Raw genomic sequence first — 14,003 nt, forward strand, 5'->3', positions numbered from 1 at the left:
TCAATGGGTAATCAAAGGCGATTCAGCCTCAAGTTTGTCATCTTCTTCCCTCTGTTTTTGCTCTGTGTTGTCATGCTAGTGACAGCCAAAAACTACTATGATGCGATGAATCGCTACATCGACTTGGAATACGCTAAAATCGACCGAGCGGTCAATCGTGCAGTTAAAGTTCTGACAGCTCTAGATTATAGCTTCGTCAATTATTCAAATCCTGCCCATCCATTATTTAAAGAACACAATCATATGCTAGAAAATGACTTGTGTTATGTATGGCCTATTGATGTCTTGCTTCTAGAGAATACCCATTCAGGTGGACTGCCGGCTGTTGAGCTGGACTACATGATTGTTGGTCAAAAAGAACTGTGTGAACCGGGAAGTGAACTGTTCAAGGTGGCTGAAAAAAAAGCGGGTTTTGCTCCTTCCCTTTCATTCCTTCATGATATCGAATCGCACATTCTTGGTATCCACTATATCGATCAGAGAGGCTACGTTATTTCCTCTCCAGAAACGTACGCAAAGTACTTTACTCAAGAGCTTTGGAGTACGTTGAAAGCAAGACCGTTTTGGCAGAAAACAGCTCAGGATACCGTGAAAGTGACTATGTCTGGCCCCGCACCTATGTTGGACCGACATGACGGTCAGGTTATTAGCCTAACCGTGCCAATTTATGAGAAAGGAGAACATCAAGGTGTGTTGTCGATTGATTTTGATGTCGACGCCTTACTCAAAACGACGGACAACTTAGCGGGCAAGTTGCATGTCATTTCTAATGTAATGAACATGCCAGACAACATTTTGAGAGTTGAAACGGTAGAGCTAGAACGTTTAAGCTCAAATCATAAAATCTTCTATGAATACAATCTTTGGGACGAGCTTAAGAACTTACTTGTATTTGAGAAGTACAGTGTCGCCGTTGCGTTCTTTATTTATGTTCTGAGTACCGTCGCCCTATTTTTAGTCAATGCTCGTACAGAAAGTCGTTATTTTGAAGAGCTTGCAGCGAAAGATCCAATGACAGGTTTATTGAACCGTCGCGGAATGGAAGCGGTCTGGCGCAATAAAATCACGAAAAAGAATATTGCCTTAGCTGTATTTGATATCGATAACTTTAAATCTATTAATGATACTTATGGTCACGATGTTGGCGATGATGCGATTAAGGCTGTCGCGAGAGCCATTAAAGAAAATATTCGCCACACTGATGTCGCTTCTCGGTTCGGTGGTGAAGAGTTTGTTCTAGCAATCTACGATGAAGATATTGAATGTATGAAGCTCATTCTTCAACGAGTTGCGGATTCAATTGCAGCAAGCTCAAAGAAAGTAATAAAGGAAGGATTTACGGTTTCTGGTGGGGTTGTTGTGAAAGGCTCGACTCAGTTAGCGAGCTTTGATGAGCTTTTCAAAGTTGCTGATGAAAAACTGTACGAAGCGAAAACAACAGGAAAGAACAAAATCTGTTACTAGCGCAACAAATCTTAGTATTGAAAAGGGCGATCTAATCGCCCTTTTTAACACACAGAGAGGTCAAGTTTTTAAGCTACATTGAGGCGTGCTTGTAGCTCATCACGGTATCGTTGGATATGTTCAACGATTGGTGCTGCTTTATTAAACGTTCGGATCTCTCGGAATAGTTCGTTCGCTTCAGGGTAAGATTGGCGTAAGTACGCAAACCATTGTTTTACGCGGTTTGGATAATACAAACCTTTATCGCCTTTCATTTCAAACTGTGAGTAGTAAATCAACAAATCTACCACTTCATTCCAAGCCATCGGCTGGTGGTTGTATTTCACCATATTGCCAAGGTTTGGAATATTAAATGCACCACGGCATACCATTAAAGAGTCAACTCCTGTCGTTGCAATACAGCGTTGTCCATCTTCGTAGTTCCAAATCTCGCCATTGGCAATTAACGGGATATCAAAACGTTCACGAATTTTAGTTATGTATTCCCATTTGATCTCAGAGGCCTTGTAACCACCCTCTTTCGTACGTGCGTGGACAGTCAGTTCATTCGCGCCAGCTGATTGAATCGCATCAACGATCTCAAAGCAGTCCTCTGGATTTTCCCAGCCTAGGCGAATTTTCGCGGTAACAGGGATATCAGCAGGCACCGCGTCGCGACATGCTTTTACAACGTTGTGAATTAGGTCAGGATGCTGGAGTAGGGCTGCACCACCTTTACTTCTGTTGACCAATCTAGCGGGACAACCAAAGTTCAAATCAATACCGCGAGCGCCAAGTTCAGCTGCTTTGATCGCGTTCTCTGCCATCCAGTTTGGCTCTTGGCCAAGAAGTTGCACGTGAACGGGTACGCCAGATGCGGTTTGCGAGTCTTGCAGAAGCTCAGGGCACAGACGATGGAATACGTGATCAGGTAACAGTTGGTCGATGACTCGAACAAACTCTGTCACACAAAGATCATAGTCGTTTATCTCGGTTAGGATTTGGCGCATCAAATGGTCCAAAACGCCTTCCATCGGGCCTAATACAACTCGCATAGCTTGCCTAATACAGTTTGGTGGTAAAAAGGAGGGCGATTGTAGCGATGTGCGTGAAGTTTGTCATTAAAAGACTCATCAGCATCGAGTGACATCAACTAGCATCTTATAACCTCTAGGGTATAATGCCGCCAAATTCATGGGAAACCAGATGTCATGCAATACACATTAATTGAGAAAGGTGAAGTTCAAATCGACGAATCTTCACTGTTTATGGAAGGCGCGGTACTGGCTGCTAACCTGACCACGAAACCCTTAGCACCTGAATCATGGCTAGAGCCTCTTCTAGGTGAGGGTTTTAAAGCGATTCAGCCAGTCGTTGAAGAGCAGATTCACAAGCAGCACAACTACATATTGCGTAACGAGTACTCTATTCTTGCACTTACGGAAAACAAACCAGAGCAGTTAGCTGATTTTGCTGAAGGCTTTATGTCCGTTTGGCCGATGATTGAAGAGCAGTGGCATGATGTGGTGCTGAACGATGGCCTTGAGCGCATGCTACAGGCATTGTTAACAACGATGATGTTGGTAATTGATGAAGAGCAAACGCAACAGCAGATGCGTGATGCGGGTATTGAAACCCCGCCTGCGCTAACGGATTTCATCGAGCAGTTTGATCTTATGATCAACGAAGTCGCACTTGGTGCTGATGAGTTGATGGTAGGAAAAAAATCAAAGAGCTTAAACCCATTCAAAGGGGTGGGTCGTAACGATCTTTGCCCATGTGAAAGCGGTAGGAAATTTAAGCAATGCTGCGGTAAATAACAGATATACAGATAAAAAGAAAAGCCGACTTGTAGTCGGCTTTTTTGTGTAATGTCGTTAGAAATTAGAGTTTAAGGCTCATCAATTATTGAATTGGGTTTTTGCGCTTACCACCAAAGAATTGAGCGATCACGATAAAGGCAAAAGCAATTAGGTTACCCGCGAAAATCACTACAAGCCACTGAGGCATAGAAAGGCCAAGGAACTGCCACACGATCTTCGCACAGTCACCATATGCTTCAAACATCCACGGAACCCACTGATTTAAAGGTGCCCAGCTAGGGAAGGTAACAAACAGATCACAAGTTGCAAATGGTGATGGATTGAACTGGTAGTCGACATGCTGCATCGCCAGCATCAAACCTTTATAAGCACTTGCTCCCCATGCTGCCAATGCCACCCAACGCACAAGAGGGTTATTGGGTGCAATAAGACCAATCATTGCAGCTGCGCCGATTCCCATCATGGCGACACGCTCATAAATGCACATAACGCAAGGTGCAAGCATCATCACGTGTTGGAAGAATAAAGCACAGGCTTCGAAAAAAACGATTGCGATAAGAAGAAGAAGCCAAGACAAGCGTCCCTTCGAGAAGTCATTCAGTGATGCAAAAATAGTCACAAGTTATATCCTATTGATGAAATTAAAAAGCTCTGAATACTCAGAGCTTTTTAACGTGGATAAGTTTCTTAATCAACCAAATTTTAATGGCCGCTAGATACTGCCGGAGCGATATCACCACTGTGCGGAACGATCCAGCCCGCGTCGTAGAAAGAAGCTGTTGCTGGTTCTAGGAAGAACATAATTCCCATCAAACCAACCAAAGCCAGTACAACGGTGTATGGCAGTGCCATTACTACCATGCGACCGTAAGATAGACGAATCAACGGTGCCAGTGCTGAAGTTAGCAAGAATAGGAAAGCAGCTTGACCGTTTGGAGTCGCAACTGAAGGTAGGTTAGTACCAGTGTTAATTGCCACTGCTAGTAGATCAAATTGTTCACGTGTAATTAGGCCTTCCATGAGAGCCGTTTTCACTTCATTGATGTATACCGTACCAACGAATACGTTATCCGAAACCATAGATAATAGTCCGTTTGCTACGTAGAACAAAGCAAGCTGAGCGCCTTTGTCCTCGACAGCAAGTACTGCGTCAATAACAGGCTTGAACAGCTCTTGGTCAATGATAACGGCAACGACAGCAAAGAATACTGCTAAAAGTGCGGTAAATGGCAGAGCCTCTTCAAACGCTTTACCCATAGAGTGCTCTTCGATAACTCCGGTAAACGATGTCGCTAGAATGATTACTGATAGACCGATTAGACCTACCGCCGCTAAGTGGAGTGCTAATGCCGCGATTAACCAAACTGCAATAAGGCCTTGAACCCAAAGCTTAGCCACGTCTTGGTTTGTACGCGTCTTACGTTCTTCACGATCGAAATCAACGAGGATTTGACGGACGTTGTCAGGAAGTTTTACTCCATAGCCAAATACTTTTAGCTTTTCAACAACCGCACAAGTGATCAAACCACAGATAAATACAGGTAGTGTCACAGGTGACATGCGAATTAGAAACTCGCCAAATAACCAACCTGCTTGATCGGCAATAATCAGGTTTTGTGGTTCACCAACCATAGTAGTCACACCACCTAGCGCGGTACCAACACCAGCATGCATTAGTAACGAACGTAGAAATGCACGATAGTTTTCTAGGTCATCACGGGTTAGTTCTGTGATGGTGTCATCTTGAGTATGGTCGTGGTCTCCAATTGGGTTACCAGAAGCAACTTTGTGGTAAATCGAGTAGAAACCAACCGCAACGCTGATAACAACGGCAATTACTGTCAAAGCATCTAAGAAAGCTGAAAGAAATGCAGCTGCAAAACAAAATGCGAGTGAAAGTAAAGTTTTTGAACGAATACCAAGCAATATCTTCGTAAAGATGAATAGCAAAAGGTGCTTCATGAAGTAGATACCCGCTACCATAAATACAAGTAGTAGGAGCACCTCTATATTGGCTACAAGCTCATGCTTCACCTGTGCAGGGCTTGTCATTCCAATCGCAACCGCTTCTATTGCTAGAAGACCGCCCGGTTGCAGTGGGTAGCATTTTAGAGCCATTGCTAGAGTGAAAATAAATTCAGCAACTAACAACCAACCAGCTACGAATGGATCAATTAGAAAGAATACAATTGGGTTAACAATTAGGAAGGCTATAATGGCAACTTTGTACCAATCAGGCGCCTTACCAAGAAAGTTCTTGATAAAGGCGTTTCCGAGCGATATCGGCATGATAATTCTCTTTATAACAAAATTATGAATAGACACTACAATAGTGCTTCAGCTTCTGTTTATTAGGCTTATTAGTTAGCCTTTTTAAACAATAACTTAGAAAAACAACAATCCTTTGTTCTCTTGTAGTCTTGCCAAGTTACTTCCCCTGAAACTCAAGCACCGCTCACTTTCGACCGCAACTCTACACTCAGTCAATCAATAGTCAACAACAAAACTTAATGCTACCGACTAAAACGGCTTTTTAATTGTAATAACGCGATCAAAACGGCGTTACTATATCATGAAAAGCTTATAAAAATTCACCTTGGATTTTAATTTACGTTCAATGACGAGAAAAGATAAATTAATAAAGAACATTAACCATTAGGCACAATTTTATTTTGCATATTTTGATCTAAAAAATGTGATCAATAATGCTTTATTACAGCTTGCTTTGTGCCCTATGTCGGGGAATTAAAATATGGATTTCACGTCTTTGGTTCCATTAATAACCGGTAGCAATTTACTGAAGCAAATAGAGTATTAACTCTATATTTAAACTTCGTTTCATTTATTGATCGTTAATTTTCTCAAATCGTTAACTAGTGGTATGATGAGTCCTATCGACCCTTAGAAATCAATATTGGATAAAAACAGAATGGTCATTAAGGCTAAAAGCCCTGCGGGTTTCGCAGAAAAATACATTATCGAGAGCATTTGGAACGGCCGTTTTCCACCTGGCTCAATTTTACCCGCTGAACGTGAGCTATCTGAACTAATTGGTGTTACCCGTACAACTCTACGTGAAGTGCTACAGCGTCTTGCGCGAGATGGCTGGCTAACTATCCAGCATGGTAAACCAACCAAAGTTAACCAATTCATGGAGACGTCGGGTCTGCATATCTTGGATACGCTGATGACGCTAGATGTGGATAATGCAACGAATATCGTTGAAGACCTGCTTGCAGCACGTACTAACATCAGTCCAATTTTTATGCGTTATGCGTTCAAGGCAAACAAAGAAGCATCTGAGCGCACTATTCAGAACGTGATTGAGTCGTGTGAAGCGCTTGTTAGTGCCTCTTCTTGGGATGAATTTATCACAGCTTCGCCATACGCAGACAAGATCCTGCAAAGCGTAAAAGAAGACAACGAGAAAGATGAAGCGAAACGCCAAGAAATCTTGATCGCGAAGACGTTCAACTTCTACGATTACATGCTGTTCCAACGCCTAGCATTCCATTCTGGCAACCAGATTTACGGTCTGATTTTCAACGGCTTGAGAAAGCTTTATGATCGAGTGGGCAGCTACTACTTCTCCAATCCTGCATCACGTGACTTGGCGCTACGCTTCTACCGTCAGCTCCTAGAAACGTGTGCAACAGGTCAGCGTGACCAACTACCAGTAGTGATTCGCCACTACGGTATGGAAAGCGCACAGATCTGGAACGAAATGAAGCAAGAGTTGCCAACGAACTTCACAGAAGACGACAGCTAATCAATTCTTGAATTCAACAATCTCAAAACAAAACCGCAGGCCTATACCTGCGGTTTTTTATTGGTGTTGAAAATCGTTCAAGCGATCAATCCGATGATTAAGCTAAGGACAGTCTGGGTAAAGGTAAGTAGAGGGTTTCTATGATGTCTGAAAGCATTTGGTCGTAGGTATTAAACACGGATAGGGATAAGTCTGAACTAATATCATAGAGTTCTTCTTCAGTTAAGGTGGCTACTTCACCTCCAATGTACTCGTTCAGTGACTGAATCGATCTGGTCGATGTTGGCGATGCAAGGCTCAAAGGACTAATGACTGCCAATTGGTTAAGTCTTCTAATCATCACCGATGCGTAGTTTCTCATTCGTTCGGAGCCACCTTTGTCTTCCATGTCCTGAATACTGATACGTAGTTGTGTCAGTGTCTCTAAACTATCAATCACAGTTTGCCAGTTCATATGGTACTCATCATATAACTCGTCTCTCTGGGCGGTTGCGAGCCATGCGATGGTGACTTCATCCATCAAAAACAAACAATGACGAATTGATTTGCCATGTTCCATCTGATTACGCGCCACAGTGTTGTCTTGCCATTGCTCCATCAACTTGTCGACTTTGATTTGCAGCACGCGATACATGGGTTTGTTCTCAAACCGAGAGGTTTCCACTAATTGGTGTAATTTATAGCCTAGTTCCTGATGAATTTGCTCTATCTCTTTTTCGTGATTTTGTCGGTGTTGAATAGAATAGTGGGTTACTGCTCGATGGCGACGCAACAGGTGGACGACATCGCGCAATAACGTGAGTAATTGATACTTGCGAGTGTGTTGTTTTTCCCGTTTCGCAGCCAAATGATAGATCCCAGCCAGAATGGCAATCGAGATTAAAGTAGAAATCAAAACAAACATAACCAACTCCTTGTTAGTACTATTGATCTAGCAATTAAGAGGAGCAGTTTTGATGCCAATAGATAAATTATTTTAAAACAATGAGTTACGATTATTAGTGGTAAGGGAGGGGATTAGTTTGGTGCGCGATTTCACCAAAAGTGTGAATTTGCTCAAATTACATCGTAGTTGTGTATACCTTTCCTGATTGGATGAAATTAGTGCTAGTTCTAAAGTCGTAAAGTTTTCTAATTGCATTTAATTGCGCAGGAACCCTCGATTCAAGTCACGGTGCTGGTAGGCTAACTGATGATCTATTTGTATATGCTATGGGTTGTTTATGTAAATAACAGAGGGAATTACTTTGTCCAACGCGCTTGAAATTTGCTTTAGTACAACACCAAAGTCAAAGTTACCTGTAGATGTCAAAAACAAAACAGCCTACAGCCAGTTTAGAAAAGACAATCCGCATATACTCGGCACCTTTATCCCTGCTGGGACTCCGTTCATTCTAAGTAATAATTCGTCTAATTCCGTAGAGAAAATTAGGAATGATAGGCCAGATATTGCATGTGCTCTTGACACAGTGAAGAGTTGGTCTCAAGAAACGAAAAGAAATGTGGCCCACCTTTCTAGCGAATTTGGCGATGAAAACTTACAGGCAATAGCATACATCTATGAAAAAGAAATTAAGCCGTTCTTAGATGCAACTAATACCGTTATGGGCGGAAAGTTGGATGAATACACCGCAGCTGGAGCTGCGGCAACAGCGATCAATGAAAAACAGGCTAGGATGAGTAACTTTGGTAAAGCGTTGCTCAGCTATCAGAATGCGCTGATCAATGTACGACTTGCTGCTAAAAGTGGAGCCAAGAAAACTGAACTTCTGAAGCTAGGCAACAAAGTTAAGTTCGCACATGACTCTTTAAACAAGCAGTTTCTAAAAGAACTGACTCATTACTCAGGGCGAGTTAAGAGTAGTAAAGGCAATATTTGGAGTAACCCTGGACGAGGAATAAATATTGCCAAAAGCGGCAGGAACTCAAGTAAGCTTCAACTCACATCTCTGGCCAATATACGTTCTGTTAGAGCACTAGAGGTTGGCTCTGATGTTATTGGAAAAAAGATTATTGCCATAGATGCAGGTGTTAGATTCAACAACGTACGCAATGCGAAGAGTAATGGTAAAGATTGGCAAAAAAAAGCGGTGATGGAAGTCGCAGGCTTCGGAGCGAGTAATGCTGCAGGGGCTTGGACGACCGCAAAAGTTGTAACGGCAGGTATGGGGATTGCGTTAGCAGCGGGGCCACTGGGCATTGTAGTACTTATTGGTGTTGGGTTAGGGGCTGGTTATACAGCAGCTAAGGTTGCTGATAGTGCTGCACAAAGCCTAGCTAAAAGCGCTTATGAAGTTAGTTCCGATATCAATTGGTTTTAATGGGGGCATATGTCTTTTTTTGATATTATAAACATGATTATTGGATGCACTTGGCTAGTGAGTACCTTGCTTTTTATTCGTATATCGGTAAAGCGGATTGAGAAAAAAATGTTGCGGGATGGTCATGACCCTATTGATTGGGACAGAAATGGGTGGGGTTTTAGATTTCCTATGTACACATCAGTATTGATGCGAGGAAAGCCAGCTAAAGTATCACTTTTGGATGATCAACTAATACTAAAATACGCAACAACGCTTGATAGAGTACTTGCGTATATTGTAAGCATCAGTTTTGTGCTTTTCCTTGTGTGTGGCGCGATCATTACTTGGGGACCGGAAGAGTATAGGTTGCATTAAGTAATTTTATCTTGTTGTAAAAAAGGCTTAACTGAACTAGTTAAGCCTTTCTATTATGCGAAGAGCATTACATTACACGCATACCTGGTTGAGCACCTTCGTGCGGCTCAAGGATCCATAGGTCGCTGCCACCAGGGCCCGCTGCTAGGATCATGCCTTCAGACATACCAAACTTCATCTTACGAGGTTTTAGGTTTGCTACCATTACGGTTAGCTTGCCTTCTAACTCTTCAGGTTTGTACGCAGATTTAATGCCAGAGAATACCTGACGAGTTTCACCGCCGATGTCTAGCTGGAACTTAAGCAGTTTGTTTGCTTTTGGCACTTCTTCACAAGAGATGATACGTGCGATACGCATATCTACTGCAGCGAAAGCGTCAAATTCAATCTCTTCTGCGATTGGATCTTTGTCTAGTTCAGTTTGGCTTGCTTTGTTCTTTGCTGCTTCTGCCGCTTCTTTTGCTGCAACTTCTGCTGCCGCGTCTTCTTTAGAAGCTTCAATCATCGCTTCAACCTTCTTAGGGTCGATACGATTGAATAGTGCTTTGAACTTAGTGATCTCGTGATCAGTCAGTGGTGCTGCGATGCCTTCCCAAGTTAGCGTCTCGTTTAGGAACGCTTCAGTACGTGCAGCAAGTTCTGGCATGACTGGTTTCAGGTAAGTCATCAGAACGCGGAATAGGTTGATACCAACAGAACAGATGTCTTGTAGTTCTTGGTCTTTACCTTCCTCTTTCGCCACAACCCACGGTGCTTTCTCATCAACGTATTGGTTTGCTTTGTCTGCTAGTGCTGTGATTTCACGGATAGCACGGCCAAACTCGCGAGTCTCGTAAAGCTCGGCGATACGGTCAGAAGCTGCTGTGAACTCGTTGTATAGCTCAGTTTCAGCAAAGTTAGCAGATAGCTTGCCTTCAAAACGCTTAGAGATGAAGCCAGCGTTACGTGATGCTAGGTTAACAATCTTGTTTACTACGTCAGCATTAACACGCTGAGTGAAGTCTTCAAGGTTAAGATCTAGATCATCAATACGGCTGTTTAGCTTCGCTGCGTAGTAGTAACGTAGACACTCTGGGTCTAGGTGATCTAGGTACGTTGCTGCTTTGATGAACGTACCTTTAGACTTAGACATCTTCGCGCCATTTACCGTTACGTAGCCGTGTACGAATACGTTGTTTGGCTTGCGGAAACCAGAGCCTTCAAGCATTGCTGGCCAGAATAGAGAGTGGAAGTAAACAATGTCTTTACCAATGAAGTGGTAAAGCTCAGTTGTGCTGTCTTTCTTCCAGTACTCATCAAAGTCCAGGCCTTCAGTTTTGTTACATAGGTTCTTGAATGAAGCCATGTAGCCAACCGGTGCGTCTAGCCATACGTAGAAGAACTTGTTCTTTTCGCCTGGGATTTCAAAGCCGAAGTAAGGCGCATCACGTGAGATATCCCACTGCTGAAGACCAGACTCAAACCACTCTTGCATTTTGTTAGCAGTTTCAGCTTGCAGTGAACCAGAACGTGTCCACTCTTTTAGCATGCTTTCGAACTGAGGCAGGTCGAAGAAGAAGTGCTCAGAGTCTTTCATTACTGGAGTTGCGCCAGAAACTGCTGATTTAGGATCAATCAGTTCAGTTGGACTGTACGTCTCACCACAGTTATCACAGTTGTCACCGTATTGGTCTTCTGACTTACACTTAGGACAAGTACCTTTTACGAAACGGTCTGGTAGGAACATTTCTTTCTCAGGATCGAACAGCTGAGAGATAGTACGGCTAGAGATAAAACCGTTTTTCTTCAGCTCAAGGTAGATATGAGAAGCTAGCTCACGGTTCTCTTCTGAGTGTGTGCTGTGGTAGTTATCAAAGCTAATATCAAAGCCAGCGAAGTCTTTTTGATGCTCTTCGCTAACAGCTGCGATCATCTCTTCTGGCGTAATACCCATCTGTTGTGCTTTTAGCATGATTGGCGTGCCGTGAGCATCGTCAGCACAGATGAAGTTTACAGTGTTGCCACGTAGGCGTTGGTAGCGAACCCAGATGTCAGCTTGAATGTGCTCAAGCATATGACCTAGGTGAATCGAACCATTAGCGTACGGAAGGGCACAAGTTACCAGCAGTTTTCTTGGATCGTTTGCCATACTTAATAATCGCTTTTTGATAGGTATAAAAAAATAGAGAGTAATACTACCCCATGAGCACCCTAACGCCAAGGCATCAAACCATGGATTGCCTTAGTTTTTTTGGGGTTCTGAATCTTGTCTCTGAGTGCTACGATTAGAGTGTTATACCCAAGTGACTTCAAGATGCGCAAGACCTAAGCACTTTGAGGTTATTTAGGTATAAAGGAGGCGTCATGCATCAGTTCACTTCGAAACAAGATTTTTGTCATTGGCTAAACCAGTTCCAACATCCACAGTTGGTGGAAAACTGGGCTGATATTTATGGGATGGTCTCGATCCCTGCGCAAGGAGGTATTCAAATTACCTTGCCATTTGCGAGTAATGACCTTCAAGCGGCATTGTGCGATTGGATTAGAGAACAGCAAGCATCAGGTGACGTTCCTGCGTTTGATTTCCAAATTGAGTTAGGTGTTAAAGCACTTGAAACTCAAGTTACCAATGCGGTAAAGGGGGTTAAGAACATCATTGCAGTCAGTTCTGCGAAAGGTGGGGTGGGGAAATCAACCACGGCCGTGAACCTTGCTCTAGCAATAGCACAATCTGGCGCGAAAGTGGGTCTGTTGGATGCAGACATTTATGGACCGTCTGTGCCGATGATGCTGGGTCAAGAAGACGCAAAGCCTGAAGTGCGAGACGCAAAATGGATGGAGCCTATTTTTGCTCATGGCATCTATACTCATTCTATTGGTTACTTGGTAGATAAGTCGGAAGCGGCAATATGGCGCGGCCCTATGGCTTCTAAGGCGTTATCGCAATTGTTGACAGAGACTGAATGGCCGGAACTTGATTACTTGGTTATTGATATGCCGCCGGGCACAGGGGACATTCAGCTTACTTTGTCACAGCAAATTCCGGTGACGGGTACCGTACTTGTGACAACACCGCAAGACTTAGCGTTGGCAGATGCTCGAAAAGGGGCAGCTATGTTCCATAAGGTGAATGTGCCAGTGGTGGGCGTCGTGGAGAACATGAGCTACCACATTTGTAGCCAGTGCGGGGCGGTTGAGCACATTTTCGGTACCGGCGGTGCGGAAAAAATGTCGCAAGAGTTTGGTTTGGCGTTGCTAGGACAGATCCCACTACATATCTCAATGCGAGAAGATATTGATGCGGGTATCCCAACGGTGGCAAGACGGCCAGATAGCGAGCATGCGGGTTACTATAAACAACTCGCAGATCGAGTTTGTGGCACAATGTATTGGCAAGGTAAAGCCAAACCGGATGCAATCAGTTTTACTATGGTGAACTGAGTTTAATATCAACGCTGGTTGAATGTTACACATTTAAACGTTTGCTTGGAGGTTAATCCTCTGAGTCGACAGAAACTTATAACTAAACCCTAATTCCAACTAGTCACGAAGGGGGGAACTCCCTATAATCAGGCAGTTTATCTTTTTATGTGACTAGAAAATCATCATCGGGTGCAAACTAATGTCTGATAATAATCAATGCGTCATCGTAGGTATTGCTGGCGCTTCTGCTTCTGGAAAAAGTCTGATCGCGAGCACAATTTACAATGAGCTTCGCGAGAAAGTGGGCGATCATCAAATCGGTGTCATCACGGAAGATTGCTACTACAACGACCAAAGCCAACTAAGCATGGAAGAGCGTGTAAAGACTAACTACGACCACCCGAGCGCGTTGGACCACGACCTTCTCTGTGAACACCTAGAGAAATTGGTGCGTGGCGAGGCTGTAGAAGTTCCGGAATACAGCTACACAGAGCACACTCGTACAAGTAACACCACACCAATGACCCCTAAAAAGGTAATCATTTTGGAAGGTATCTTGCTGCTAACAGATCCGCGTCTTCGAAATTTAATGCACGCGACAGTATTCATGGACACGCCGCTAGACATTTGTCTGCTTCGTCGTGTTAAGCGTGACGTTGAAGAACGTGGTCGTACAATGGAATCTGTTCTTAAGCAATACCAACAGACTGTTCGTCCGATGTTCATGCAATTTATCGAACCTTCTAAGCAATACGCGGACATCATCGTTCCTCGTGGTGGTAAAAACCGTATTGCAATCGATGTTCTTAAAGCGCATATTGCAAAACTTCTGAAAGCTTAAGTCTTTATACGGCTATATCGCTTTATTTTTGCATAAAGAAGTGGCAC

General features: G+C 43.4%; 12 protein-coding genes. 7 read left to right on the forward strand and 5 right to left on the reverse strand.

Translation table 11 applies throughout. The features are described 5' to 3' along the window. Positions 1 to 3 precede the first annotated feature (3 nt). Positions 4 to 1,464 carry a sensor domain-containing diguanylate cyclase gene (locus tag ACTS60_RS21540; RefSeq protein ID WP_440889917.1) on the forward strand — a complete coding sequence of 487 codons (1,461 nt, stop codon included), beginning with the start codon at positions 4 to 6 and terminating at the stop codon, positions 1,462 to 1,464. 68 nt (positions 1,465 to 1,532) lie between these two features. On the opposite strand, the gene dusC is transcribed toward ACTS60_RS21540, so the two are convergent. Further along, positions 1,533 to 2,498 carry a tRNA dihydrouridine(16) synthase DusC gene (dusC, locus tag ACTS60_RS21545; protein ID WP_045394264.1) on the reverse strand — a complete coding sequence of 322 codons (966 nt, stop codon included), beginning with the start codon at positions 2,496 to 2,498 and terminating at the stop codon, positions 1,533 to 1,535. Positions 2,499 to 2,654: 156 nt separating this feature from the next. Between dusC and ACTS60_RS21550 the strand changes: the two genes are divergently transcribed. Then, on the forward strand, positions 2,655 to 3,263 hold the full coding sequence (locus tag ACTS60_RS21550; RefSeq protein WP_440889918.1) for a YecA family protein: 609 nt from the start codon (positions 2,655 to 2,657) through the stop codon (positions 3,261 to 3,263). An 85-nt stretch (positions 3,264 to 3,348) separates the two neighbouring features. On the opposite strand, the gene dsbB is transcribed toward ACTS60_RS21550, so the two are convergent. Both dsbB and nhaB read right to left on the reverse strand, forming a co-directional pair. Beyond that, positions 3,349 to 3,885 carry a disulfide bond formation protein DsbB gene (dsbB, locus tag ACTS60_RS21555; protein ID WP_071234659.1) on the reverse strand — a complete coding sequence of 179 codons (537 nt, stop codon included), beginning with the start codon at positions 3,883 to 3,885 and terminating at the stop codon, positions 3,349 to 3,351. Positions 3,886 to 3,968: 83 nt separating this feature from the next. Then, positions 3,969 to 5,555: a Na(+)/H(+) antiporter NhaB gene (gene nhaB / locus ACTS60_RS21560; RefSeq protein ID WP_010449340.1), complete on the reverse strand. Its 1,587-nt coding sequence runs from the start codon at positions 5,553 to 5,555 to the stop codon at positions 3,969 to 3,971. 640 nt (positions 5,556 to 6,195) lie between these two features. Here nhaB and fadR point away from each other — a divergent pair. Then, positions 6,196 to 7,035 (forward strand): fatty acid metabolism transcriptional regulator FadR, encoded by an 840-nt coding sequence (gene fadR, locus ACTS60_RS21565; RefSeq protein ID WP_440889919.1) that lies wholly within the window; start codon positions 6,196 to 6,198, stop codon positions 7,033 to 7,035. Positions 7,036 to 7,132: 97 nt separating this feature from the next. Here the strand turns inward: fadR and ACTS60_RS21570 are convergent, their stop codons facing one another. Further along, a complete protein-coding gene (locus ACTS60_RS21570) occupies positions 7,133 to 7,939 on the reverse strand; it encodes a hypothetical protein (protein WP_440889920.1) in 807 nt (268 codons plus the stop codon). Positions 7,940 to 8,282: 343 nt separating this feature from the next. Between ACTS60_RS21570 and ACTS60_RS21575 the strand changes: the two genes are divergently transcribed. Then, positions 8,283 to 9,356, forward strand: coding sequence for a hypothetical protein (locus ACTS60_RS21575; protein WP_440889921.1), 1,074 nt, complete (start codon positions 8,283 to 8,285; stop codon positions 9,354 to 9,356). Positions 9,357 to 9,365: 9 nt separating this feature from the next. Then, the gene (locus ACTS60_RS21580; RefSeq protein WP_440889922.1) at positions 9,366 to 9,713 is read left to right on the forward strand and encodes a hypothetical protein; all 348 of its coding nucleotides are present in this window, start codon (positions 9,366 to 9,368) and stop codon (positions 9,711 to 9,713) included. Positions 9,714 to 9,780: 67 nt separating this feature from the next. On the opposite strand, the gene metG is transcribed toward ACTS60_RS21580, so the two are convergent. Then, positions 9,781 to 11,841 carry a methionine--tRNA ligase gene (metG, locus tag ACTS60_RS21585; protein WP_440889923.1) on the reverse strand — a complete coding sequence of 687 codons (2,061 nt, stop codon included), beginning with the start codon at positions 11,839 to 11,841 and terminating at the stop codon, positions 9,781 to 9,783. Positions 11,842 to 12,056: 215 nt separating this feature from the next. Here metG and apbC point away from each other — a divergent pair, with 215 nt between their 5' ends. Together apbC and udk are read left to right on the forward strand one after the other, a co-directional pair. Then, the gene (gene apbC, locus ACTS60_RS21590) at positions 12,057 to 13,133 is read left to right on the forward strand and encodes an iron-sulfur cluster carrier protein ApbC (protein WP_440889924.1); all 1,077 of its coding nucleotides are present in this window, start codon (positions 12,057 to 12,059) and stop codon (positions 13,131 to 13,133) included. A gap of 181 nt (positions 13,134 to 13,314) precedes the next feature. Then, positions 13,315 to 13,956, forward strand: coding sequence for a uridine kinase (gene udk, locus ACTS60_RS21595; protein WP_010449330.1), 642 nt, complete (start codon positions 13,315 to 13,317; stop codon positions 13,954 to 13,956). The last annotated feature ends 47 nt before the right edge of the window (positions 13,957 to 14,003 follow it).

The sequence above is a fragment of the Vibrio sp. WZ-1 genome, from assembly GCF_052037695.1.
Taxonomy (GTDB): domain Bacteria; phylum Pseudomonadota; class Gammaproteobacteria; order Enterobacterales; family Vibrionaceae; genus Vibrio.